The 22108-nt window shown below is 58.8% G+C and carries 28 protein-coding genes; 15 read left to right on the top strand and 13 right to left on the bottom strand.

Annotation, left to right across the window (positions count from 1 at the left end):
- The first annotated feature begins 11 nt into the window (after positions 1–11).
- Entirely contained in the window at positions 12–1811 is a 1800-nt protein-coding gene (lepA, locus tag ACR0BI_RS06900) for a translation elongation factor 4 (protein ID WP_480561190.1), read from the top strand.
- Positions 1812–1839: 28 nt separating this feature from the next.
- Here lepA and ACR0BI_RS06895 read toward each other — a convergent pair whose 3' ends face one another.
- The gene (locus ACR0BI_RS06895) at positions 1840–2787 is read right to left on the bottom strand and encodes an aldo/keto reductase (protein WP_170597020.1); all 948 of its coding nucleotides are present in this window, start codon (positions 2785–2787) and stop codon (positions 1840–1842) included.
- A gap of 187 nt (positions 2788–2974) precedes the next feature.
- Between ACR0BI_RS06895 and ACR0BI_RS06890 the strand changes: the two genes are divergently transcribed.
- Entirely contained in the window at positions 2975–3295 is a 321-nt protein-coding gene (locus ACR0BI_RS06890) for a hypothetical protein (RefSeq protein WP_170397195.1), read from the top strand.
- Positions 3296–3425: 130 nt separating this feature from the next.
- Complete coding sequence (locus ACR0BI_RS06885) at positions 3426–3875, top strand: hypothetical protein (protein ID WP_170511300.1); 450 nt, start codon at positions 3426–3428, stop codon at positions 3873–3875.
- 82 nt (positions 3876–3957) lie between these two features.
- On the opposite strand, the gene ACR0BI_RS06880 is transcribed toward ACR0BI_RS06885, so the two are convergent.
- The 3 genes from ACR0BI_RS06880 to ACR0BI_RS06870 form a co-directional block, all read right to left on the bottom strand.
- The gene (locus tag ACR0BI_RS06880) at positions 3958–4386 is read right to left on the bottom strand and encodes a type II toxin-antitoxin system Phd/YefM family antitoxin (protein ID WP_170564805.1); all 429 of its coding nucleotides are present in this window, start codon (positions 4384–4386) and stop codon (positions 3958–3960) included.
- An 828-nt stretch (positions 4387–5214) separates the two neighbouring features.
- Positions 5215–5352: an entericidin A/B family lipoprotein gene (locus tag ACR0BI_RS06875; RefSeq protein ID WP_010443271.1), complete on the bottom strand. Its 138-nt coding sequence runs from the start codon at positions 5350–5352 to the stop codon at positions 5215–5217.
- Between the two features lie 99 nt (positions 5353–5451).
- Entirely contained in the window at positions 5452–5793 is a 342-nt protein-coding gene (locus ACR0BI_RS06870) for an ArsR/SmtB family transcription factor (protein ID WP_170397190.1), read from the bottom strand.
- Positions 5794–6102: 309 nt separating this feature from the next.
- Between ACR0BI_RS06870 and ACR0BI_RS06865 the strand changes: the two genes are divergently transcribed.
- The 6 genes from ACR0BI_RS06865 (at position 6103) to ACR0BI_RS06840 (ending at position 9844) form a co-directional block, all read left to right on the top strand.
- A complete protein-coding gene (locus ACR0BI_RS06865; RefSeq protein WP_170564807.1) occupies positions 6103–6735 on the top strand; it encodes an ATP-dependent Clp protease proteolytic subunit in 633 nt (210 codons plus the stop codon).
- A 136-nt stretch (positions 6736–6871) separates the two neighbouring features.
- Entirely contained in the window at positions 6872–8137 is a 1266-nt protein-coding gene (gene clpX, locus ACR0BI_RS06860; protein ID WP_170397188.1) for an ATP-dependent Clp protease ATP-binding subunit ClpX, read from the top strand.
- A 62-nt stretch (positions 8138–8199) separates the two neighbouring features.
- Positions 8200–8562 carry a RidA family protein gene (locus ACR0BI_RS06855; RefSeq protein WP_170663838.1) on the top strand — a complete coding sequence of 121 codons (363 nt, stop codon included), beginning with the start codon at positions 8200–8202 and terminating at the stop codon, positions 8560–8562.
- 79 nt (positions 8563–8641) lie between these two features.
- Positions 8642–9025, top strand: coding sequence for an NADH:ubiquinone oxidoreductase subunit NDUFA12 (locus ACR0BI_RS06850; protein ID WP_010443266.1), 384 nt, complete (start codon positions 8642–8644; stop codon positions 9023–9025).
- 10 nt (positions 9026–9035) lie between these two features.
- On the top strand, positions 9036–9488 hold the full coding sequence (mlaD, locus tag ACR0BI_RS06845; RefSeq protein WP_170466091.1) for an outer membrane lipid asymmetry maintenance protein MlaD: 453 nt from the start codon (positions 9036–9038) through the stop codon (positions 9486–9488).
- Entirely contained in the window at positions 9485–9844 is a 360-nt protein-coding gene (locus tag ACR0BI_RS06840) for a DUF2155 domain-containing protein (RefSeq protein WP_170466088.1), read from the top strand. The genes mlaD and ACR0BI_RS06840 overlap by 4 nt, the downstream gene beginning before the upstream one ends.
- Here the strand turns inward: ACR0BI_RS06840 and aat are convergent.
- The 4 genes from aat to ACR0BI_RS06820 form a co-directional block, all read right to left on the bottom strand.
- Positions 9808–10440, bottom strand: a complete 633-nt coding sequence (gene aat / locus ACR0BI_RS06835) for a leucyl/phenylalanyl-tRNA--protein transferase (protein ID WP_170663837.1) — start codon at positions 10438–10440, stop codon at positions 9808–9810. The two genes, ACR0BI_RS06840 and aat, sit on opposite strands and share 37 nt — an antisense overlap.
- A gap of 51 nt (positions 10441–10491) precedes the next feature.
- Entirely contained in the window at positions 10492–11838 is a 1347-nt protein-coding gene (accC, locus tag ACR0BI_RS06830) for an acetyl-CoA carboxylase biotin carboxylase subunit (protein ID WP_170397180.1), read from the bottom strand.
- 9 nt (positions 11839–11847) lie between these two features.
- A complete protein-coding gene (gene accB / locus ACR0BI_RS06825) occupies positions 11848–12342 on the bottom strand; it encodes an acetyl-CoA carboxylase biotin carboxyl carrier protein (RefSeq protein ID WP_480561191.1) in 495 nt (164 codons plus the stop codon).
- A 149-nt stretch (positions 12343–12491) separates the two neighbouring features.
- Positions 12492–13028: a helix-turn-helix domain-containing protein gene (locus tag ACR0BI_RS06820; protein ID WP_170397176.1), complete on the bottom strand. Its 537-nt coding sequence runs from the start codon at positions 13026–13028 to the stop codon at positions 12492–12494.
- Between the two features lie 176 nt (positions 13029–13204).
- Here ACR0BI_RS06820 and ACR0BI_RS06815 point away from each other — a divergent pair, with 176 nt between their 5' ends.
- From ACR0BI_RS06815 to ACR0BI_RS06795, 5 genes are all read left to right on the top strand, one after another.
- On the top strand, positions 13205–14500 hold the full coding sequence (locus ACR0BI_RS06815) for a short-chain fatty acyl-CoA regulator family protein (RefSeq protein ID WP_480561192.1): 1296 nt from the start codon (positions 13205–13207) through the stop codon (positions 14498–14500).
- 78 nt (positions 14501–14578) lie between these two features.
- Positions 14579–14959, top strand: a complete 381-nt coding sequence (locus ACR0BI_RS06810; RefSeq protein ID WP_170397172.1) for a response regulator transcription factor — start codon at positions 14579–14581, stop codon at positions 14957–14959.
- The gene (locus ACR0BI_RS06805) at positions 14956–15276 is read left to right on the top strand and encodes a hypothetical protein (protein WP_170397170.1); all 321 of its coding nucleotides are present in this window, start codon (positions 14956–14958) and stop codon (positions 15274–15276) included. The genes ACR0BI_RS06810 and ACR0BI_RS06805 overlap by 4 nt, the downstream gene beginning before the upstream one ends.
- Entirely contained in the window at positions 15264–17945 is a 2682-nt protein-coding gene (locus ACR0BI_RS06800) for an ATP-binding protein (protein WP_170397168.1), read from the top strand. Before ACR0BI_RS06805 ends, ACR0BI_RS06800 begins: the two co-directional genes overlap by 13 nt.
- A 77-nt stretch (positions 17946–18022) precedes the next feature.
- Positions 18023–19117: a FliM/FliN family flagellar motor C-terminal domain-containing protein gene (locus ACR0BI_RS06795; protein ID WP_480561193.1), complete on the top strand. Its 1095-nt coding sequence runs from the start codon at positions 18023–18025 to the stop codon at positions 19115–19117.
- Positions 19118–19122: 5 nt separating this feature from the next.
- Here the strand turns inward: ACR0BI_RS06795 and ACR0BI_RS06790 are convergent, their stop codons facing one another.
- Genes ACR0BI_RS06790 through ACR0BI_RS06775 form a run of 4 tightly spaced genes read right to left on the bottom strand, consistent with a single transcriptional unit; the run spans position 19123 to position 21303 of the window.
- Positions 19123–19551, bottom strand: coding sequence for a protein tyrosine phosphatase family protein (locus ACR0BI_RS06790; protein WP_480561194.1), 429 nt, complete (start codon positions 19549–19551; stop codon positions 19123–19125).
- 9 nt (positions 19552–19560) lie between these two features.
- Positions 19561–19992, bottom strand: a complete 432-nt coding sequence (locus ACR0BI_RS06785; RefSeq protein WP_480437537.1) for a DUF6691 family protein — start codon at positions 19990–19992, stop codon at positions 19561–19563.
- Positions 19992–20420 (bottom strand): YeeE/YedE family protein, encoded by a 429-nt coding sequence (locus ACR0BI_RS06780; protein WP_223117717.1) that lies wholly within the window; start codon positions 20418–20420, stop codon positions 19992–19994. Before ACR0BI_RS06780 ends, ACR0BI_RS06785 begins: the two co-directional genes overlap by 1 nt.
- A gap of 19 nt (positions 20421–20439) precedes the next feature.
- Positions 20440–21303: an MBL fold metallo-hydrolase gene (locus tag ACR0BI_RS06775; protein ID WP_170397158.1), complete on the bottom strand. Its 864-nt coding sequence runs from the start codon at positions 21301–21303 to the stop codon at positions 20440–20442.
- Positions 21304–21545: 242 nt separating this feature from the next.
- Here ACR0BI_RS06775 and ACR0BI_RS06770 point away from each other — a divergent pair, with 242 nt between their 5' ends.
- The gene (locus ACR0BI_RS06770; RefSeq protein WP_170397156.1) at positions 21546–21761 is read left to right on the top strand and encodes a hypothetical protein; all 216 of its coding nucleotides are present in this window, start codon (positions 21546–21548) and stop codon (positions 21759–21761) included.
- 9 nt (positions 21762–21770) lie between these two features.
- On the opposite strand, the gene ACR0BI_RS06765 is transcribed toward ACR0BI_RS06770, so the two are convergent.
- Positions 21771–21989: a hypothetical protein gene (locus tag ACR0BI_RS06765; RefSeq protein ID WP_170397154.1), complete on the bottom strand. Its 219-nt coding sequence runs from the start codon at positions 21987–21989 to the stop codon at positions 21771–21773.
- Positions 21990–22108 lie beyond the last annotated feature (119 nt).

The following is a 22108-nucleotide window of genomic DNA, read 5'->3' as shown; positions in this document are numbered from 1 at the left end:
ATCCCCAATCCATGACAGACCTCGCTCATATCCGCAATTTCTCCATCGTCGCGCATATCGACCATGGCAAATCCACCCTTGCTGACCGGCTCATCCAAGAGACCGGAACGGTCAAGGATCGCGACATGAAGGAACAGCTGCTCGACAGCATGGATATCGAGCGTGAACGCGGCATCACCATCAAGGCCAACACGGTTCGCATCGACTATACCGCCGACAATGGCGAGGCTTATGTGCTGAACCTGATCGACACGCCCGGCCACGTGGACTTTGCCTATGAGGTCAGCCGGTCCATGCGTGCGGTCGAGGGCTCGCTGCTGGTCGTGGACTCGACCCAAGGGGTTGAGGCGCAGACGCTGGCGAATGTCTATCAGGCCATCGACGCCGATCATGAGATCGTGCCGGTGCTCAACAAGATCGACCTACCAGCGTCCGATTGTGACCGCGTCGCGGAGCAGATTGAGGATGTGATCGGCATCGACGCCACCGACGCCATTCAGGTCTCCGCCAAGACGGGGCAGGGCATCCACGAAACGCTCGAAGCCATCGTGCAGCAACTGCCCGCGCCACAGGGCAATCTGGACGCGCCGCTCAAGGCGATGCTGGTGGATTCCTGGTACGACGCCTATCTCGGCGTCATCGTTCTGGTCCGCATCATGGACGGCACGCTGAAAAAGGGGATGCGGGTGAAGTTCTTGTCGAACAACACCCTGCACCATGTCGACCGCGTCGGCGTCTTCCGGCCTGAGATGGAGATGGTGGATTCGCTGGGCCCCGGTGAGATCGGCTTCCTGACCGCCTCGATCAAACAGGTCCGCGACACCCGCGTCGGCGACACCATCACCAATGACCGCAACGGCACCGAAGAGGCCCTGACGGGATTCAAACCCGCGCAGCCGGTGGTGTTCTGCGGCCTCTTCCCCGTCGACAGTTCCGAATTCGAAGACCTGCGCGATGCGATCGACAAACTGGCCCTGAACGACGCCAGCTTCAGCTTTGAAATGGAAACCTCGGCGGCATTGGGCTTTGGCTTCCGCTGCGGTTTCCTCGGCCTGCTGCACCTAGAGGTCATCCGCGACCGGATCGAACGCGAATACGATATCGAGCTCATCACGACGGCTCCCTCGGTGATCTATCACGTCTACATGAAAGACGGCGAGATGATCGAGCTGCACAACCCCGCCGACATGCCCGACCCGTCGAAGGTCGACCATATCGAGGAACCGCGCATCAAGGCGACCATTCTGGTGCCGGATGAATACCTCGGCGACGTGCTGAAACTCTGCCAAGACCGCCGTGGCATCCAGCTGGACCTGACATATGCGGGCACCCGCGCCATGGTCGTCTATGACCTGCCGCTGAACGAGGTTGTCTTTGACTTCTACGACCGCCTGAAATCGGTGACCAAGGGCTATGCTTCGTTCGACTACCAGATGACCGGCTACACCGAGGACAATCTGGTCAAGATGTCGGTGCTGGTGAATGACGAACCGGTCGACGCGCTGTCGACCATGGTTCACCGCGACCGGGCCGAGATGCGGGGCCGTGCAATGTGCGAAAAGCTCAAGGACCTGATCCCGCGCCACATGTTCAAAATCCCGATCCAGGCCGCCATCGGAGGCAAGGTCATCGCCCGCGAGACCCTCTCGGCCTTGCGCAAGGACGTGACCGCCAAATGCTACGGAGGCGACGCCACGCGGAAACGCAAACTGCTGGACAAGCAGAAGGCGGGTAAGAAAAAGATGCGTCAGTTCGGGAAGGTGGATATCCCGCAGGAGGCGTTTATTTCAGCGTTGAAGATGGACAGCTAAGGCTGTCCTTCCTCTCCGTTGATCGGTTCTATACGGCCTCAGGATCAGCGTCACTCTGACCAAGTTCCGCGAGTTCACTCCAAACCGCTCTTGGGATATCCCAATCCGCCCATTCGAGTGTTTGTCTCACATGCTGTGGCCAAGTCACTCCACACACCGTTGACGCAATTTTTGCGTCCCGCATCGAGAATTGCAGCGCTAAGGCGCCTAAGGGCACGTCAAAGCGGGCACAGATTTCCTCAACCGCGCGCACAGGTGCGAGCGTTTCTTCTGTTGCTGGCCGATAGACGTAGAAATGATGGATTGCGCTACCTCTGGCCAAGATTCCGCCGGCGTAAGGCGCTGCATTCAATACCGTAACGTCCTTCGAGTTGGCCAGTTCGATCAGCGGCGCCGCATTCATGTTTACAAGCGTGTGCCGGTTGTGAGTCATCACCACGTCGAAATCCCGTTCGCGCAGCATTGGCATCAACACATCCAACTGCCCGCCCGCCAGACCAACTGCAGTTGCCAATCCTTCCTCTTTAATTTTGAATAATTCGTCCAGCGCACCTCCGCTGCGGGTAATCTCAGTTACGTCACCAGCGTATTCCGGGTCGTGCAGATGAAGGATGTCCACGCGATCTACCTCAAGAGCCTTGAGGCTTTGTTCAAAGGACCGCCGCGCTTGGGCGGCGTCGAAAACATTCGTTTCCATGTCACGGTCTACTTTTGTGGACAGAACGCGGCCTTTCGGCCAGCCACCGAGTTCACGGATGACACTCCCGATGCGCTCCTCGCTACGCCCCAACGCATAGCCTCGGGCGGTGTCGATAAAACCGTCGGGCCGGGCAAGTATGGCACGTATGGTCTCGCGCGCCCTATTCTCATCAACTTCGTAACCGTAAATCTGTGGAATGTTGCCTATACCGGTTGATCCAAAGCCAATTCGTGGGATTCGCACTCCGGTTTGACCTATTTCGCAAAGTGTTGTCATTGCACCCCTCCCCAGTCGCATATGAATAATTGAATTTTGAACAGGTCGACCCATCACTGCAAGTTCGGGGGCAAAAAAACACTAGAAGAAAAGCGAGAATGGAACCTGAAACTGTGACCCACCTCACAGCCCTAAATCAGCCCATCTGCTACAGTTGACCCAACGGCAACCTTTGCAGGAGGCCCTTATGTCTACATCGCTTGTTCCCCTTATCGCTTTTGGATCAGCAGGCCTTTATTCCGTTGCCATGATCGCGATGAAGTTCTGGTGGAAACTCCCCGGCGTGGGTCTTGGTCTACTGATCGTCGCGACCCTGCTGGCCGGGGCCACGCTCGAACTCGCCGCTCTGCGCGAGGAACGGCTGGGCATCATCTATACCGGCATTCTTGGGGCCGAAGTGGTTCTGATCGCCATCGCCTCATTCTTTCTGTTCGGCGAGAACTTCTCGTATCGCGAGGCGGCAGGTATCGGTCTGGTCATCCTCGGCACTGCGCTGGCCTGGGCCTGACGCAAACATTACCGGTTCATGAAGTTTCCCTTAGGTGAGTTGTAACCGGCGCACCTCCGCCCAATCTGTATGCCACAGCAAGGATGTTCGCTTTTGAACTCCAAAGGGTCGCTTTCAGGAGGAGATCCCCATGACCAGATACATGACTGCCGGAGCCGCCGCTCTGGCCACGTCCCTCGCCCTCGGAACCGCAGCACTGGCCGATACCACACCGGATCTGCGCGGCACGTGGTTGGGAAGTTATACGACCGTGCAGCCCAGCCATTATTACAAGGGGGATCAGCCCCGCTTTAATCAGGCCGAATGGATGCTCGACGTCCAGATGCAGGAAGACAATGTCTTCTGGGGCCCCAGCAAGTGGCGCCGCGAGGGTGATACTGAATGGAACGAATACGAAGCCACCGGAACCATCAGCCTCGATGGGTCTGGCGCGATCGGCATCGTTGAAACATCCCCGCTGGTGATTGGCGCCAATGCGTTGATCGATGCGCGGTACGAGGACGGCAAGATCTTTGCCGATTTCCGTAGCCTGCGGAACGGAACGACCTACAGCACAGTTCTGGAACGTCAGGTGAACTGAAGCGTTTCCGGCCCGATCGGATGTTAAAGGGGGTTAATGCCGCTGAGATTTGTGACTGCGGCAGGAGTAGTAGGTACCCCGTTCAGGTCGGAGCGCTTCTCATAAACAACAGTCTCCACAGGGAGGCGACGGGCCGGGCGGCGATCTCGCCGCTCGCGACAGGGTCCAGACCCCCGCGTTTGAGAATGCGGCGTTCCTCGGCACGGGTCATCTGGATCTCGCGGACCTTCAGCGCGGCGTCGCGCGCGGTGAGGTAAGAACCGTCCGGCCCAGGTTCCATTCCCGGGATTCCACGCCCCTTCGACCACCACCCGCGCAGCCCGCTGAGCGGGTGTTTGCGTCCGATGGTGTCATCATCCATTAACTCCCAAATCCGCTGCGCCTCGTTCATCGACACCAGTGCGGCGATCGGTTTGCAATAACGGGTCAGCACGATCACTTGTCGGGGGTCCTGCGACAAGGTGGCCAGTTCGCCCAAACGGGCGCGGGCTTGAGAAATGGTCAGGCGCATAGGCGAATCTCCGGTTGTACGATTCGAAAGATTGGGGGCTTGAGTGTTGTACAACTCGGACAATACCCCCCTAATTCAGCGCACGGGACCTTCGCAGGTGCAGAAACCAAGCGAATTCTGGCCGGCGATCCATATTTGACTTTTTCCATCCCCAAGCCTGCGCGATGACGCGAATTCTCGGGTTATCCACATGGCTCTCCCGGCGGATATCAACAGCTTATCCCCGTTTAATTTTTATGCTGCAGTGCTATTTTCTTGCCGGATCATGACGCTGATGTAACAGTCTGGTTACTGCTTCTGATCTTCGGAACAGGGGCGGGACGCAAGGGCTAAGGGGGCCACAGCAACGAAGGCGGATTTTAGGATTTGTTTTTAGTTGCAATGGCTTACCGGTGGTAGAGCAAGTGGTCTGGGCTTCGGTTCGGGTTAGATGCTCAGCCTCTCAGAAGGTCCGCGCGGACTGCGACGCGACATAGCGCGTGTGGCAGTGGCCAAAGTCCCTTCGGGGGCCGAGGCAACTGGACCGGGAAGCCCCTCGGGCGGAACGGACCGGCAAGGCGTCAGGAGTGTCCGCAAGGATGCATGCAAAGACCGCGTCTGAGCACCTGACGCCTTTTCCTTTTTGAGAACCCAAGGTTCATACAGGCTACCACGCACCACCCTCCGGACCAGAACGGGGTTCTTTCGCTTGCGCAAAAGAACCCCGTCAAAGTGTCAGAAATGCAATGCCGCGTCTATGCACCTGTACCGGCACACTACTCGGGTTGGGTCGGTGTGGCAACTACATATTGCGGGTAAGCGTTGCCTGAACGCAACATCCCGTCACGATCAGATGTTTTCCTGAACGTCCTCGGCCGCGTTCTGGATGGCATCTCCGGCGTTTTCGATATCTTTACCAGCGCCCTTTGCGGTTTCGCATGCGGTCAAGGTGAACAGGGCCAGGCCAATCAGAATTGCGCGGATCATCGGTTGCTCCATAAGTGCTTGTTTCGAATTGACTAGCAGCTTTCCCGGGCCATAGCTACAGGTTTTGCATGGCCGATTTCGAAGGGCTAAAAACTAGACTCAGGTCGCATCCTGAGCGCAAAACAGTTCGTACACCACTTCCAGTATTCGGGCTGGTCGATCATCTGCCAGCCGGTAGTATATCGCCTTGCCTTCGCGACGAGGAACAACCAGCCCCTCAAGTCTGAGCCGCGACAGTTGCTGAGAAACGGCGGCTTGGCGGGCCGATAGCAATTGTTCCAGTTCAGTAACGGATTTCTCGCCCGAGACGAGGTGACACAGGATCATCAAACGCCCTTCGTGGCTTATGGCTTTCAGAAAGTTCGACGCGCGCGTTGCGTTTTCAACCATCCGGTCAAGGTCGCCGGGTGACATATCCTCGGTCATTTGCGGAAAAGCCATGATCGTATTCCCTCGTTAGTGCCGCCGAATCCCGACGCCTGACCGGCGCCGCATCCGCAGCGAGAACTCTTGGTACAATTTCCAGGCATGTATTTCCATATGCATGGATCAAAATAGCGTGATGTAACCAGCACGTTTCCGCGCAATCCGTCAACCGACCTGTAGCGGCGTGTGCATTCGGGTCGTGCAGGTAGACGGAATTCGTGGGAACGTTCGGCCCCCCTTGCAGCCCCCCTGTGGCGGCACTAAGACTCGGGTAACTACTCTTCGGGTAATGTCCCGATCCATCGCAAAACAGGCAGGTTCCGAATGTTCGATCCAGTTGATACATATATGAACACACTCGTCCCCATGGTCGTCGAGCAGACCAGCCGGGGCGAGCGCGCATACGACATCTTCTCGCGCCTTCTGAAAGAGCGGATCATTTTCATCAACGGCCCCATCCATGACGGTATGAGCCATTTGGTGGTCGCTCAGCTGCTGCACCTTGAGGCGGAAAATCCGAACAAGGAAATCTCGATCTACATCAACTCTCCCGGTGGCGTGGTCACCAGTGGTTTGTCGATTTACGACACAATGCAGTATATCAAGCCGAAATGTTCCACATTGGTGATCGGTCAGGCGGCGTCGATGGGTTCGGTTCTGCTGGCCGGGGGCGAGAAGGGAATGCGCTTTTCGCTGCCTAACAGCCGGATCATGGTGCACCAGCCCAGCGGCGGTTATCAGGGCCAGGCGAGCGACATCATGATCCACGCGGCCGAGACGCAAAAGCTGAAAGATCGCCTGTATGACATCTATGTGCGCCATACCGGGCAGACCAAAAAGGCGGTTGAAAAGGCGCTGGATCGTGACAATTTCATGAGCCCGGAAGAGGCCAAGGATTGGGGCCATATCGACGAGATCGTCGAGAACCGCGCCAAGATGGATGGTGAAGAGGCCTAGGTTCAAATCCGCGCGCGTCCGGCGTGAGGGATGATTTTGAGATTGTAGCTGCCAGAACGCTGGCCTAAGCTGCAGGCATATACGGCAAGCGCGGTCCTTGAGAGGGGCCGCTGAGACGGAGCCCGAGGGGTAAAGCATGGCGACGAATTCAGGCGGTGACGGCAAGAACACGCTCTATTGCAGCTTTTGCGGCAAAAGCCAGCATGAGGTGCGTAAGCTGATCGCAGGCCCGACCGTGTTCATCTGCGATGAGTGTGTCGAGCTGTGCATGGATATCATTCGCGAGGAAACCAAGGCCAGCGGTCTGAAATCCTCGGACGGTGTGCCAACACCCAAGGATATCTGCGAAGTGCTGGATGACTATGTGATCGGTCAGGCCACCGCCAAGCGGGTGCTGTCGGTTGCGGTACACAACCACTACAAGCGTCTCAATCATGCCCAGAAAGCGGGCAGCGATATAGAACTGGCAAAATCCAACATCTTGCTGATTGGCCCCACCGGCTGCGGCAAAACCCTGCTGGCGCAAACGCTGGCGCGGATTCTTGACGTGCCGTTTACGATGGCGGACGCAACCACGCTTACCGAAGCCGGTTATGTGGGTGAAGATGTTGAAAACATCATCCTCAAACTGCTGCAGGCCAGCGAGTACAATGTCGAACGCGCACAGCGCGGCATCGTCTATATTGACGAGGTCGATAAGATCACCCGCAAGTCTGAAAACCCTTCGATCACCCGCGACGTATCGGGCGAGGGCGTTCAGCAGGCCCTGCTGAAACTGATGGAAGGCACCGTGGCCAGCGTTCCTCCGCAGGGTGGGCGCAAACATCCGCAGCAGGAATTCCTGCAGGTGGATACCACCAACATCCTGTTCATCTGTGGTGGCGCATTCGCCGGACTAGACAAGATCATTGCACAGCGTGGCAAAGGCTCGGCCATGGGCTTTGGTGCCGACGTGCGTGACAATGACGAGCGCGGCGTGGGCGAGATCTTCAAGGATCTGGAACCCGAAGACCTGCTGAAATTTGGCCTGATCCCCGAATTCGTCGGCCGACTGCCGGTTCTGGCGACGCTGGAAGATCTGGACGAAGACGCTTTGGTCACCATCCTGACCAGCCCGAAGAACGCTCTGGTCAAGCAATACCAGCGGTTGTTTGAGTTGGAAGATGCGGAACTGGCCTTTACCGATGATGCGCTGAAGGCGATCGCCAAGAAAGCGATCGAGCGTAAAACCGGTGCACGTGGTCTGCGTTCTATCCTGGAAGACATCCTGCTGGATACAATGTTCGAACTGCCGGGCATGAAGAACGTGACCGAAGTTGTGGTCAACGAAGAGGCTGTGACGTCGGATTCTCAGCCTTTGATCATCTACGCAGACGCGGCGGAATCGGCTTCGGCGGGTTGAACCGCATAGATTGATGCACACACGGCGCGGCAATGCCCGCGCCGTTTTCGTTTGAGGACACGATGACAGTAAGACGTATCTCTTCGGGTGGTGAGTTTGAAGCCAAGGTTGGCTATTGCCGCGCGGTTGTCGCGGGTGGCTGGGTTCATATCGCGGGAACTGTTGGGCAAGGTGAAACGGTCGTGGAGCAATGCCGCTCGGCGCTGTCTATCATCGAAAACGCGCTGGCCGAGGCGGGTGCTTCATTCTCTGATGTCGTGCGCATCACTTATATGCTGCCGGATCGAACCGAATTTGAACCTTGCTGGCCCATTCTGGCCGAAACCTTTGGCGCGAACCCTCCTGCGGCGACGATGATCGAATGCGGATTGATCGATCCGAAATACCGGATTGAAATTGAAGTCACCGCTATCCTGCCGGAATGACGCAGGTAGCGCTGGCAGTACTGGACCTTAGCGTGCCTTTGGTCCATATCTTCGGGGACAGAAATGCCGGAGGCAGCCGATGGGAATCCTGAACAGTCTTTTGCGGGCCGTGACCTGGTGGAACGGGGCCACCCTGAACACGCAATTCTACACTGCGCGCAAGGGGATCAAGGTCGGTGAGGACGACGAGGGCAACGTGTTCTATCGCAATGCCGACGACAGCAAGCGCTGGGTGATTTTCAATGGCGAAGCCGAGGCCAGCCGGATCGATCCCGATTGGCATGGCTGGCTGCACCGCACATGGGATGAACCGCCAACCGATAAACCTCTGGCGCACAAGTCCTGGGAAAAACCGCATCAGGAGAATCTGACCGGCACCGCGCTGGCCTATGCACCTGCCGGTTCTCTGCGTCGTGCCGATCCGGTTGAACGTAGCGATTACGAGGCGTGGAGCCCGGAATAAGCGAGGCCAGATGTCTAATCATACGAAGACCGAAGTTATCGTCGGCGGTGCCGTGCTGGCCTGCGCCATTGCGTTCGGTGTCTACGCCAGCCAATCCACAGGCCTGTCTCAATCCGGCGCAGGATACGAGCTGGGCGCGTCTTTCCGCTCGCTCGAAGGTGTGGGCGTTGGCACGGATGTACGCCTTGCCGGGGTCAAGATTGGGACGGTGACCGGCGTTACGCTAAACTCTGATACGTACCGCGCGGACACCCGATTTTCCGTGGCAGATGGTATTCTTATTCCAGACGATAGCGCCGCTGTGATTTCTTCCGAAGGCTTGCTGGGTGGCAACTTTGTTGAGGTTATGCCGGGCGGTTCCCCGTTCTATTTTGAGGCGGGTGATGAGATTACCGATACGCAAGGCGCGGTCAGCCTGATCTCGTTGCTGGTCAAATTCGTGGCCGGGGACGGAAGCGAATGATCCGCGCTGCACTGGTGGCTCTGATGGTCACCGCAACCGGAGCTGCTGCGCAGCAAAAGGTCGAATCCGGCCCCGGCGCAATGTTGCGCGGGTTGGACAAGGTCAGCGGGCAGACGGTGGACATCGAAATGCAGAACGGCGAGACCACGTCGGTCTTTGGTCTGGATGTCGCGCTGGGTGATTGTCGCTATCCAGCCGAAAACCCGACAGGTGACGCCTTTGCCTATCTGACCATCTGGGAACAGGGTAAGGCGCAGCAGCTGTTTGATGGCTGGATGATTGCGACCTCACCCGCGCTGAACGCGTTGGATCACGCCCGCTACGATGTCTGGGTGATACGTTGTATCACACCCTGAGGGGTCTGCTGCAGATCAGCGGTGAAATCTGCTTTCAGGTCAAGCGCTTGTTTCAATTCGCTATGATAAACCGCACGCGGGATCTCGATCGCGCCTAACGAGGCCAGATGCGCCGTCAGAAACTGCGTATCGAACAGTGTGAACCCGGTTTGGCGCAGTCGATCCACCAGATAGGCAAGTGCAATCTTCGATGCGTCCGTGCGACGCGAGAACATGCTTTCGCCAAAAAAGGCCGCGCCGAGGACTACGCCGTAAACGCCGCCAATCAGTGAAGCGCCGTCCCAGACTTCGAGGGAATGCGCGCGGCCGGTCCGGTGTAGTTCCTGATACAGACGGCGCAGTTCGGGATTGATCCAGGTATCCGATCGGTCGGCGCAGCCATCCACGACGCCCGCAAAATCGCGATTGATGCTTACCGAAAACCCACAGGTCCGGATACGCCGCGCTAGGCTGCGGGAGATGTGGAACCCATCCAGGGGGAACACGCCGCGAAACTTCGGGTCGACCCAGAACAACTCGGGGTCGTCGCGATGCTCGGCCATCGGAAAAATGCCGATGGAATAGCCATGGAGCAGAAGTTCAGGGGAAAGGCTCATGCCGGGTGCCTCGGGGCCGAAGGGGGGTTATCCTTCGGCCCTTTGGTCAGATTAGGCCATGTTCTCCGCAAGCCAGTGCTCCAGCCAGTGGATGTTGTACTCGCCGCTGTGCAGGTCAGGTTCCTGCAGCAGGGCGTGGAACAGCGGCACGGTGGTGTCGATACCGTCGACGATCAACTCGCCCAAAGCACGTTCCAGACGGGCCAAAGCTTCAGCCCGGTCACGGCCCTGAACAATCAGTTTGGCGATCAACGAGTCGTAATACGGCGGGATCGAATAGCCGTCATAGAGCGCGGAATCCATCCGCACGCCCAGACCACCTGGCGCGTGATAGGCCGTAATCTTGCCCGGGCAGGGCGAGAAGTTCGGCAGTTTTTCCGCGTTGATGCGAACCTCGATGGCGTGGCCATTGATCTCAAGATCGTCCTGACCGAACGACATGTCCTCACCAGCGGCGACGCGGATTTGTTCGCGCACCAGATCGACGCCGAAGATGCCTTCGGTCACGGGGTGTTCCACCTGTAGACGCGTGTTCATCTCGATGAAGTAGAACTCGCCGTTTTCATAGAGGAACTCGATGGTGCCTGCGCCGATATAGTTGATCTTGGCGACCGCATCGGCACAGATCTTACCGATCTTGGCGCGTTCTTCCGGCGTGATACTGGGGCCGGGGGCTTCTTCGAACACCTTCTGGTGGCGGCGCTGCAGCGAACAGTCGCGTTCGCCCAAATGCACTGCCTTTCCCTTGCCATCGCCGAAGACCTGAATCTCGATATGGCGCGGGGTGGTCAGATATTTCTCGATATAGACCTCGTCATTGCCAAAGGCGGCCTTGCCCTCGGCGCGTGCGGTCATGAAGGCGCTTTCCATTTCATCGGCGTTTTGTGCCACCTTCATGCCGCGACCGCCGCCGCCGGCGGTGGCCTTGATGATCACGGGATAGCCGAATTCCTCGCCGATGCGCTTGGCGTCGGCCAGCGTTGGCACACCGCCGTCCGAACCGGGAACGCAAGGTACACCCAGTTCCTTCATCGTGTCCTTGGCGGTGATCTTGTCACCCATGACACGAATATGTTCGGCGGTGGGTCCGATGAAGGTAATGCCGTGATCTTCGACGATCTGCACGAACTCGGCATTCTCGGACAGGAAGCCATAGCCGGGATGGATCGCCTGCGCGCCGGTGATTTCACAGGCCGAGATGATCGCGGGCACGGACAGATAGCTTTGCGGGCTGGGCGGGGGGCCGATGCAGACCGATTCGTCCGCCATGCGCACATGCATCGCATCGCTGTCGGCGGTGGAGTGCACGGCAACCGTCTTGATCCCCATCTCGCGCGCAGCACGGATCACACGCAGGGCGATCTCGCCTCGGTTGGCAATCAGGATTTTGTCGAACATGGGCCCGCCTTACTCAACGATGACCAGAGGCGTGCCGAATTCCACAGCATCACCATCGCCGACCAGAATGCGTTTGATGGTGCCCGACTTGGGTGCGTGGATGTGGTTCATTGTCTTCATGGCTTCGACAATCAATAGCGTGTCACCTTCCGAGACCGATGCACCGACCGAGATAAACGCAGGCGCGCCCGGTTCCGGTTGCATGTAAACCGTGCCTACCATGGGCGAGGTCACAGCGCCTGGATCGCTGGCGGGATCATCCACGGCAGCGGGCGCTTCGGCAGCGGCCGGCGCGGCAGCAGGTGCGGCAACCGGTGCAGCCGCAGGAACCGCAACCTGAACCGGAGCGGCCACGGTCTGCGACATGCGGCTGACACGGACATTCAGGCTGTCTTCCTCGCCATATTCGCGCTTGACTTGCAATTCGGTCAGGTCATTCTCGCGCAGCAGTTCGGCCAGTGCCTTGATAAACGCGACATCCGCTTCGTGTTTGGTATCTGTCATGAGTGTCCTCGAAGGTTCCCCTATGCCCGTCTGTTTGCTGCGGGCTTGGTTTGATTACGCAGGGTTATAAGCCATGCAGACGGCCATGAAAAGCGCCGTCTAAGCCTGCCAAATGGGGGTTTTTGCGCGAATTACGAGGGCTGTCGCGATTACAGCGGCGTTCCAGACAATTTTGCGACCAGTTCTGGTAGCTTGCGGGCTCCGTATTTTTCCAAAAGGCGGGCGCGATAGGCCTCGATCGTGCGGTAACTTAGCCCAAGTTCAACGCCAATTTCCTTCGCGGACAAACCCCGGCATGACAGGATGGCCACTTCGCGTTCGCGGGTTGTTAATTGCACCAAGGGGCGCTCTTCCGAGATGTCCGAAAAGCTCCATATCCCGTGCCGGAACGGATCGTCTGGCGTCAGCGAACGCCCCCGCGCGCGGCACCAGAACAGGTCACCGTCGCGTCGCCGCATCACCCGTTCGTCTGTGTAATAGCCTGTATCGCGCATCACCTGCAGACTACGCGCGCCGATCCGTTCCCAATCGGCGACCGAAGGATAAAGATGCAGCAGGGGCATGTTGCGATAGTCAACCTCATCCCCGCCAAAGGTCCGCGCAAATTGCAGATTGCACCGTCGGATGATCCGGTTTTCAAGCTCAACAAGGCCGATGGGGGCGTATTCAAAGGCGGGATCGCTCATGTTCTTATGGTGACGGGTATTGCGTCGAAAGAGAAGGGTGGGCGGCAGGAAAGGGCGGGTTTCTTTCTGTTGCTGTTGTCAAAGTTGTAAATCTTCTTTGAAAATTAGTCAGCAACAGATAATAAATACTTAGTTAATCTGCAAATCCAGCCGCAGTAGCCAAGGACATAAACGCCATGCGCGACACGCTGACCGGCAGCCGGATACGCGAAAGACGGCAAATCTCTGGGCTGCGACAGGCGGAACTGGCGCGGCAGGTGGGGATTTCGGCATCGTATCTGAACCTGATCGAACACAACCGCCGCCGCATTGGGGGCAAACTGCTCGTCGATATCGCGGCGGCTTTGTCCGTCGAGCCGTCGCTGCTGACAAAAGGGATCGAAGAGACGCTCATCGCCGCTCTGCGCGAGGCCGCGGCGGATGCAGTCGGTCAAAAGGCCGAGGTGGACGGGCTGGAAGAATTCGCCGGCCGCTTTCCTGGTTGGTCGGGTGTTCTGGCGCAGATGCATCGCCGCGTAGTGTCGCTGGAGCGCACTGTCGAAGTTCTTTCCGACCGACTGACCCATGACCCGCATCTGGCGGCCTCAATGCACGAGGTGCTGTCGACCGCCGCCGCTATCCGCTCAACAGCTGCAATCTTGGCTGAACCGGGAGAGATCGAACCGGAATGGCGCGACCGGTTCCATCGCAACTTGCATCAGGATGCCGAACGACTGGCCGAAAGCTCCAAAGCGCTGGTGACCTATCTGGATGACAGTGACGGGCAGCGCGATCTGCGCGGTATCCCACTGGACGCGGTCGAGGCGTTTTTTGCCGAGCAAGGATATCATTTCCCGGAACTCGAAGACGGTGGGCAATTGACCGAAGTGCCGCTGGATGGGCTCGATTCCGCTGCGGCCAACACTGTGGCCTCGGGGTTGCTGGACCTTTATACCGCCGACGCGCGCGCTATGCCGCTGGATCAGGTGTGTGCGGCGCTGGATGCAGCAAACCCCGATCCTCTGGCGTTGGCGACGGTGTTTTCAGTGGACCTTGCTACGGTGCTGCGACGGTTGGCCTTTCTGCCTGAAGGCACGCTGACGCGTCCGGCTGGCTTGGTGATTTGCGACGCCTCCGGCAGCGTTCTGTTTTTTAAACCCGCGCCGGGGTTTGCTCTGCCGCGCCATGGCGAGGCCTGTCCGCTCTGGCCCTTGTTCACCGCCTTGAATCGGCCCTTGGTCCCGATCCGGAAACGGGTCGTTCAGCTTGGTCGAACCGCTGCTGAGTTTGAGTGTTTTGCAATCGCAACCCCTCAGCCAGCTAAGGAATTCGGGGCTGAGCCGGTCTATCGTTCGGTCATGCTGGTGCTGCCGGTCGAAGACACGGTGCAGCCTGCGGAAAACGCGGCGCAAGCCGGAGCCAGTTGTCGGATATGCCCGAAACGCGAATGCAGCGCGCGGCGCGAGCCATCGATCCTGAGCGAAGGGTTTTGACAGTTTCGTGACACAGCGCTTAATCTGGGCTGGACGGGTGGCCGGACGTGCAATCCGTCATGGGGAGGATATGCAAATATGAGCCGCAAGGTTCTGTTGATCGAGGATGAGCCCAACATCACCGAGGCGATCCGGTTTCTGCTGACACGCGAGGGGTGGCAGGTTGAAACCCATGCCGAGGGAACGGATGCGGTGCAGGTGATTCTGTCCGCGCGGCCCAATCTAGTGATTCTGGATGTGATGTTGCCGGGAAAAAGCGGGATGGATGTGCTGCGTGATCTGCGCGAACATGATGATATGAAGGCGTTGCCGGTTTTGATGCTGACCGCGCGCGGGCAATCCCGCGATCGTGAAATGGCCGAGCAGGCAGGGGTCAGCCGATTCATGACCAAGCCGTTTTCGAACACCGAAGTCCTGACAGCGGTGCGCGACCTGCATGCGCAGGCGTCTCAGTTATGAGCTCCGCGGGCGACGGCAAAGATCGGCCCTCGCCAGTTCGTCCGTCCCTGTTTCTGGAACGGCAAAGCTATCGTCGGCGCAGGCTGGCGGATGCAGCGCGGCTGCTGCCTTTTCTGGGTGCCGCAATGCTCGCGCTGCCGCTTCTATGGCCGGATGACAGCGCAGGCGCCGAGGCTCTGTCGCTGTCGACGGCCATGTTCTACATCTTTGCGTGCTGGGGTGTTCTGATCCTGATCAGCGTGATCTTCGGCTTCGTCGCCAAACGCATGACCGCGCGCGAGACTGCCGAGCCCGAGGCCGAGACATGGCAACCCTGAATGTCCTGATTCTGGTCTGTCTGGGCTATGTGGTTCTTCTGTTCGGTGTCGCCTTCGCAGCGGACCGGCTGGCTGCGCGTGGCGGCGGGAAATGGTTGCGTTCCCCGCTGATCTACACCCTGTCACTGTCGATCTACTGCACTGCATGGACGTTTTATGGCGCGGTTGGCAACGCCGCGCGTTCTGGGCTTGAATTCGTAACCATCTATCTGGGTCCTACACTGGTGATGATCAGCTGGTGGTGGGGCCTGCGCAAACTCGTGCGCATCGGACGCAGCCAGCGCGTGACGTCGATCGCTGACCTGATCTCGTCACGATACGGCAAGTCCAACACACTGGCGGTGTGCGTGACCATTCTAGCCGTTCTGGGCGGCACACCTTATATCGCGCTGCAATTGCAGTCGATCACGCTGTCCTTTTCGATCTTTGCCGAGGCCGATCCCTCAGGTCTCTATCGCGAAGGCTCCAGTGTGTTCTGGGTCGCGGCGGGCTTGGCCGTCTTTGCGATCCTCTTCGGGACGCGCAATCTGGATGCCAATGAGCGCCACCACGGCGTTGTTACCGCTATTGCGTTGGAATCTGTGGTGAAACTCTTCGCCCTTCTGGCCGTTGGCATCTTTGTTGTCTGGGGCGTCGCTGGCGGCTTGGGGCCGATGATGGATCAGATCGATGCCTCGGAAATTGGCCAATGGCATGTGGATGCCGGGCGCTGGACCACTTTCATTTTCCTTTCGGCGGCGGCCTTTGTCTGCTTGCCGCGGATGTTTCAGGTCATGGTGGTCGAGAATGACGATGAGAGCCACCTGCGCACCGCCGCCTGGGCCTTTCCGCTCTACCTGCTGCTGATGAGCTTGTTTGTCGTGCCCATCGCCGTCGTTGGGTTGGACCTGATGCCCGAAGGCTCGAACCCCGACCTGTTTGTGCTGACCGTGCCGCTGTCGCAGGGCAATGACTGGTTGGCGATGCTGTCGTTCATCGGCGGGTTTTCCTCGGCCACATCAATGGTGATCGTTACCGCGATGGCGCTGTCAACCATGGTCTCGAACCATGTGGTCATGCCGATCTGGCTGAATACGCAGGAAGGCACCGCGTCGGTCTCTGGTGATGTGCGAACAGTCGTGCTGATGGCGCGGCGCGTCTCGATCGCGGCGATCATGGCGTTGGGCTATTTCTACTTCCAGCTTTCGGGGGGCGGGGCTGCCCTGACCTCGATCGGACTGGTGGCCTTTGCCGGGATTTCCCAGATTCTGCCCGCACTGGTGGGCGGCCTGTTCTGGCGCGGAGCGACCCGAACTGGCGCGTTGGTCGGGCTCAGCGTCGGGTTCTTTCTCTGGATTTACACCCTGCTGCTGCCTGGCATGGGTGGCGGCATTGTCCCGGCATCGGTGATTGAAAACGGACCCTTCGGCTGGGGCTGGCTGCGCCCGCAGGCGTTGTTCGGGATCGAAGGGATCGACCCGATGGTGCATACGGTCATGTGGTCGCTGTCGCTGAATACAATCGCCTTCTGTGTCGCCTCGATGCTCAGCTTCCCCAGCCCGCTGGAACGCCTTCAGGGTGCGCAATTCGTAAATGTATTTGACCATTCAGTTTCAGCCCGTGGCTGGACCGGTTCGGTTGCGCAAAGCGAAGACCTGATGATCATGACCCAGCGGATTCTGGGCACTATTCCCGCGCAAGAGTTCTTTCAAGCCGAAGCCGAGCGCCAGAATGGTCGCCCCGGACGACTGCCCGAGCCCACGCCGCAGTTTCTGGAACGGCTGGAACGTGAACTCAGCGGCTCGGTCGGGGCCGCAACCGCCCATGCCATGATCGGTCAGATCGTTGGCGGGGCGTCTGTGTCTGTCGAAGACCTGTTGGCCGTTGCCGACGAGTCCGCGCAGATGTTGGAATATTCCAGCCAGCTTGAGGCGAAATCGACTGAGCTCAGCCGTACAGCGCGTCAATTGCGCGAGGCGAATGCCAAGCTTACGCAAGTCTCGAAACAGAAAGACGCGTTTCTTAGCCAGGTCAGCCACGAATTGCGCACGCCCATGACCTCGATTCGGGCGTTTTCCGAAATTATGCGCGACACCGATGGCCTCAGCGCCGAGGAACAAATCCGCTATGCTGCGATCATACATGATGAATCGCTGCGTCTGACCCGGCTACTGGATGATCTGCTCGACCTTAGCGTGCTGGAAAGCGGCCAGGTTAGCCTGAACATGGGCGAAGCCACCCTAAGCGAAGTTCTGGACCGCGCCGTTTCAAGCGCGCTGGCGGGCAGTGATCGTAAGATTGGCGTACGGCGGGTGCGCGCAAGTGAACGTATCCCGCTGCACACGGATCTCGACCGGCTGGGGCAGGTGTTCATCAACCTGATTTCCAACGCCCAGAAATATTGCGACGCCATTGAACCGGTGCTGACCATCTCGGCCCATGATGTCGGCGGGCAAGTGGTAATCGATTTCATCGACAACGGTGGTGGTATCCCGGCCGAGGCGCAATCGATGGTATTCGAGAAATTTGCCCGCGTCGGCTCGGACAAGGCAGGCGGGGCAGGGTTGGGGCTGGCGATCTGCCGAGAGATTATGCAGCGCCTAGGCGGCGAAGTTGCCTATCTGCCGGGGCAGGGAGGGGCGGCCTTCCGCGTCAGCCTTCCGCTGGCTTTTCGTCAGGCCGCGCAATGAGGGCGTCATAAAGACATTCGTAACCTCCGCCGGGTTAGACAAATTGTCATCGCATCGACAAACGGCGGAACGGGGCCATGACCACATCAGCACTGGCACGAAAGCTTTCAGCGGGGCAATGCGGTGCCGACACGCCCCGCTCGGTCCTGCGCGCCTTGCGGCTGGGGTTGGCACGCGCCTCCGGCGAAAGCATGGGGCTGGCGCTGTCGGTCATCGGGGCAAAGCAGGCCGTACGTGCGCAGGAAGATATAGCCGACCGGCTGAATGAGGGGTGGTTGATGCTGCTGTTTACCTCGGATCAGGGCGGCCTGGCTGCGGCCTGTCTGGACCCGGGTTGCGTCTCTGCCATCGTCCAGCAGCAAACGATTGCCATGGTCACCTCTGACCCACCACCCGAGCGTGCGTTTACCGACACCGACGCTGCCATGGTCGCCCCTCTGATCGAGGATATGCTGAGCCGGGCTCTGAAACTGGTTGAGTCCCCGGCAGACATGGCCAGCCTGTCCGGGTATGAGTTCACCTCACGCGCCGAAGGTCGGCGCGCACTGAACCTGGCGCTGGTGGATGAGGTCTATCGCATGTTTGATCTGACGGTCGAACTTGCCGGTGGTCCGCGCCAGGGCGCCGTCTGTATCCTGCTGCCCGAGCGCCCGCTCTCGGATCAGGAACAGGTTGCGGATATCACCCAATCGGGGGTGAATCTGGATCAGGCATCCGGGGTAATTCGGGCTGAGCTGAACACCGTGATCTGCCGCCTGTCTTTGCCGCTGACAGCGCTTTCGGAATTGTCCGTCGGGGATGTCCTGCCGCTGCAGGGCGCGCGGGTGGATCGGGTTGAAGTTCTGTCAATCGATCGTGCCCGAACCGCCATCGGACGTCTGGGTCAGTGCGGCGGAATGCGTGCGGTACGGATCAACGAACAAGGCCCTCCTACTGCGTTGCCCGCCAAGGACTGCGCCGGATTTCTGGCCAGCAAATCAAGCTTGACGCCCTCGGCCCCGGATGACGAGATGTCGTCCCCGCTTGATGACGATATTGTAGCGCATGATCTGACGACCGAGGATTCCCTCCTGGAACCCGACGACTTGTTGCCTGCCAGTTCCGAACAGCGTGTCACGGAAATCTCGCACCTCGCCGGTCTGCCAGCGCCCGAAGGCAATGGCCGCGACTAGGAGGCTTATCCGCGCCCTCGCAGCTGTTCCAATGCCGGGCGCAACCCGTCGAGCGCATAGCCTGCTTTTCCGGTCGCATCGAGGATTTCATCCGTGCTTAGCCGATCGCACTGTCCCAGCGCCCAGACCACCGAACATCGTGTGCCAGAGGCGCAATAGGCCAGAACCGGCCCGCTGCAGCTTTCGGCCAGATCGCGTTGCAGCGCCACGTTTTCCGGTGTCATCGTCTGGTGTGTCAACTCCAGAACCTCATATTCCATCCCGGCCTCGCGAACGGCTTGACCGATGGCGTCTGACTGCTGATCCGGCGGAACTTCGGTATTGGGACGGTTGCAGATCACCTTGACGAAACCGGCCTCGGCAATGGCTGGCACGTCCTCCACCGTGATCTGAGGTGAGACGGCGTAGCGGGGGGTTATCGGTCGAATCTCCATGGCAATTGCTTAGGCTGCGTCGGCGATCCTGTCCAGTTGCGCACCCAGCTTTGGTGCCGCAAACATGCCCGCGATCATCGCAATCAGGAACACAATCCCGCCAACGCCTCCATATCCAAGCGAGGCCATCGCCGGGCCTGGGCACAAACCCGCCAATCCCCAACCGACGCCGAACAGGACCGACCCGACGATCAGACGGCGATCCAGTTCAACACGGGGCGGGGCGGGGAACTGTCCGCCCACTACAGGGATCCTGTTCCGTGTCAATCGCCACGCCACCAGCATCGGCAGGATCGCCCCGCCCATGACAAAGGCGAGCGTCGGGTCCCAATTGCCGAACACATCCAGCCACCCCTGCACCTTGGTGGTGTCGGTCATGCCTGAGATCAAAAGCCCGATGCCGAACAGCGATCCGGCGAGAAAAGCAAACACTGAGCGCATTAGATCACCCCCAAAGCATGGCGAAACAGCGCAACCGTCAGACCACCTGCAAGAATGTAGAACACCGTTGCGACGATCCCGCGCAACGAGAAGCGAGAAATCCCACAAACGCCGTGACCCGACGTGCAGCCATTGGCGATCCGTGTTCCAGCCCCCACCAGCAGCCCAGCAAGGATCACGATCGCCAGATCCGGGGTCAAATGGGTCTCTGCCTGCGGCGCAATCAATGGGCGCAGCAATAAGGGCATCCCGACCAAGCCAGCGACGAAAGCCAGGCGTTCCGTTAATACGCTCCGGTCGCTGCGTTCCAGCAGTCCGCCCAATATGCCGCTCGCCCCCATGATCCGCCCATTACACAGCAGATAAACGCTGGCACCCAGCCCGATCAGCAGACCACCAGCCAGACCCGAAATCCATTCGATATTCATTGTCTCGTCTGCCCTCGTATCAAAGCTTATTGACTGGGATTTTCATGAAAACGTCGCCCTGCTCATCCGCTGGTGGCATCTGACCGGCCCGCATATTGACCTGCAGCGAGGGCAAAATAAGGCGCGGCATCGCCAGGGTCGCATCCCGCGCATCGCGCATCTCGACAAATTCTTCGACGCTGCGGCCCTGACCGATATGAACGTTCAGCGCCTTCTGTTCGCCAACCGTGGTCTCCCACGCGTATTCATCGCGACCAGGCGCTTTGTAATCATGGCCTACAAAAATCCGCGTCTCGTCAGGCAGAGACAGGATTTTCTGGATCGAGGCATACAGGTCCGCCGATGACCCGCCGGGAAAATCGCATCGGGCAGTTCCGAAATCTGGCATGAACAGCGTATCGCCCACAAAGGCCGCATCGCCGATCACATAGGTCATGCAGGCTGGCGTATGGCCTGGCGTGTGCAAAACGTCCCCGCGCATCTGGCCGATGTGAAAGCTGGACCCTTCGGCAAACAGTGCATCGAACTGGCTGCCATCACGCTGAAACTCGGTGCCTTCGTTGAAGACCTTGCCGAACGTGTCCTGAACGACCACGATATTCTCGCCAATCCCGATCTGACCACCCAGCTTTTCCTGTAGGTAAGGGGCTGCTGACAGGTGGTCGGCATGGACATGGCTTTCCAGAATCCATTCCACCTTCAGTCCCTGTGCCGTCACATAGTCGACAATCTGGTCGGCCGAGCTGGTGTCGGTCCGCCCCGAGGCGTGATCGAAATCCAGTACACTGTCGATGATGGCGCAGGCCTGCCCCTGAGGTTCCTGCACAACGTATGAGACGGTGAAGGTCTGCGGGTCGAAAAAAGCTTTCACACTGGGCGTCATGGGTTCCTCCGTTCAGCTTGCATACATATAACAATAGTGGAATATGTTTAAAGCCCCTAATCACGAGTTGATGTCTGTCAAAGCAATCTCCGCAATTTGAGCGTATGCTTTAGGCGACCACGGACATATTGACGGTTTTTTGCCTGAATAGGCAAGAATTCGCGATGTTTTGTTCCGGTCTCGTGCTCGTCTTAAACTCGTTACCTATATCAGGCACATTGGCACCATATGGGAGGAAGGAAATGACTGCTCAGGATCTTTTTACCGAAGCGGAACGGCTTGAACAAAAGCTGAATGGTGCGTGTCTTGAGACCCGGCTAGAGCTTCAGCCACATGTCAGCATGGTTCTGGATAAAATGCGCGCGCAGGGGGTTCATATCCCATCGCGCTTGCGTCGGCTGGATGCTGCGCTATGCGAAGACGTGCTTGAGGCGCGGTTCGACAATATGCCGATCTGATCGATCTGGTTATCCCAGCGAAATGCCCAGGATAACCATCATCAGCCCAAGTACCGACAGGAAAAGCGACGCCAGATTCCAAGGCAGAACACCCTGAACTGCAGCGCGCAACTCGTCATCCGTCAGGTTGGCTTTGCGCGCTTTCATCACTTGCAGGATGCACCAGACCAGACCGACCAGCCCAGCCACAGACAGGGCGGCCCCGCCCCAGACGATAATGTCGAACATGGTTGTTTACGCTCACCCTTTGAATCCGTGACCGCGCTTATCGGATCGGCGCAGGTCAGACAAGCCCGCCGTGCAGAATGCACGCTTGCGGTCGGGTCGGTGCCGATGTATCCGGCACC

The sequence above is a fragment of the Ruegeria sp. E5 genome, from assembly GCF_056534105.1.
The sequence above is the reverse complement of the archived record's forward strand: the minus strand, read 5'-3'. Positions and strand labels throughout refer to the sequence as shown.

Coding starts and splice junctions, on each gene's coding strand:
- lepA (WP_480561190.1), top strand. CDS start 12: ATGACAGACCTCGCTCATATCCGCAATTTCTCCATCGTCGCGCATATC.
- ACR0BI_RS06895 (WP_170597020.1), bottom strand. CDS start 2,787: ATGACAACACTTTGCGAAATAGGTCAAACCGGAGTGCGAATCCCACGA.
- ACR0BI_RS06890 (WP_170397195.1), top strand. CDS start 2,975: ATGTCTACATCGCTTGTTCCCCTTATCGCTTTTGGATCAGCAGGCCTT.
- ACR0BI_RS06885 (WP_170511300.1), top strand. CDS start 3,426: ATGACCAGATACATGACTGCCGGAGCCGCCGCTCTGGCCACGTCCCTC.
- ACR0BI_RS06880 (WP_170564805.1), bottom strand. CDS start 4,386: ATGCGCCTGACCATTTCTCAAGCCCGCGCCCGTTTGGGCGAACTGGCC.
- ACR0BI_RS06875 (WP_010443271.1), bottom strand. CDS start 5,352: ATGATCCGCGCAATTCTGATTGGCCTGGCCCTGTTCACCTTGACCGCA.
- ACR0BI_RS06870 (WP_170397190.1), bottom strand. CDS start 5,793: ATGGCTTTTCCGCAAATGACCGAGGATATGTCACCCGGCGACCTTGAC.
- ACR0BI_RS06865 (WP_170564807.1), top strand. CDS start 6,103: ATGTTCGATCCAGTTGATACATATATGAACACACTCGTCCCCATGGTC.
- clpX (WP_170397188.1), top strand. CDS start 6,872: ATGGCGACGAATTCAGGCGGTGACGGCAAGAACACGCTCTATTGCAGC.
- ACR0BI_RS06855 (WP_170663838.1), top strand. CDS start 8,200: ATGACAGTAAGACGTATCTCTTCGGGTGGTGAGTTTGAAGCCAAGGTT.
- ACR0BI_RS06850 (WP_010443266.1), top strand. CDS start 8,642: ATGGGAATCCTGAACAGTCTTTTGCGGGCCGTGACCTGGTGGAACGGG.
- mlaD (WP_170466091.1), top strand. CDS start 9,036: ATGTCTAATCATACGAAGACCGAAGTTATCGTCGGCGGTGCCGTGCTG.
- ACR0BI_RS06840 (WP_170466088.1), top strand. CDS start 9,485: ATGATCCGCGCTGCACTGGTGGCTCTGATGGTCACCGCAACCGGAGCT.
- aat (WP_170663837.1), bottom strand. CDS start 10,440: ATGAGCCTTTCCCCTGAACTTCTGCTCCATGGCTATTCCATCGGCATT.
- accC (WP_170397180.1), bottom strand. CDS start 11,838: ATGTTCGACAAAATCCTGATTGCCAACCGAGGCGAGATCGCCCTGCGT.
- accB (WP_480561191.1), bottom strand. CDS start 12,342: ATGACAGATACCAAACACGAAGCGGATGTCGCGTTTATCAAGGCACTG.
- ACR0BI_RS06820 (WP_170397176.1), bottom strand. CDS start 13,028: ATGAGCGATCCCGCCTTTGAATACGCCCCCATCGGCCTTGTTGAGCTT.
- ACR0BI_RS06815 (WP_480561192.1), top strand. CDS start 13,205: ATGCGCGACACGCTGACCGGCAGCCGGATACGCGAAAGACGGCAAATC.
- ACR0BI_RS06810 (WP_170397172.1), top strand. CDS start 14,579: ATGAGCCGCAAGGTTCTGTTGATCGAGGATGAGCCCAACATCACCGAG.
- ACR0BI_RS06805 (WP_170397170.1), top strand. CDS start 14,956: ATGAGCTCCGCGGGCGACGGCAAAGATCGGCCCTCGCCAGTTCGTCCG.
- ACR0BI_RS06800 (WP_170397168.1), top strand. CDS start 15,264: ATGGCAACCCTGAATGTCCTGATTCTGGTCTGTCTGGGCTATGTGGTT.
- ACR0BI_RS06795 (WP_480561193.1), top strand. CDS start 18,023: ATGACCACATCAGCACTGGCACGAAAGCTTTCAGCGGGGCAATGCGGT.
- ACR0BI_RS06790 (WP_480561194.1), bottom strand. CDS start 19,551: ATGGAGATTCGACCGATAACCCCCCGCTACGCCGTCTCACCTCAGATC.
- ACR0BI_RS06785 (WP_480437537.1), bottom strand. CDS start 19,992: ATGCGCTCAGTGTTTGCTTTTCTCGCCGGATCGCTGTTCGGCATCGGG.
- ACR0BI_RS06780 (WP_223117717.1), bottom strand. CDS start 20,420: ATGAATATCGAATGGATTTCGGGTCTGGCTGGTGGTCTGCTGATCGGG.
- ACR0BI_RS06775 (WP_170397158.1), bottom strand. CDS start 21,303: ATGACGCCCAGTGTGAAAGCTTTTTTCGACCCGCAGACCTTCACCGTC.
- ACR0BI_RS06770 (WP_170397156.1), top strand. CDS start 21,546: ATGACTGCTCAGGATCTTTTTACCGAAGCGGAACGGCTTGAACAAAAG.
- ACR0BI_RS06765 (WP_170397154.1), bottom strand. CDS start 21,989: ATGTTCGACATTATCGTCTGGGGCGGGGCCGCCCTGTCTGTGGCTGGG.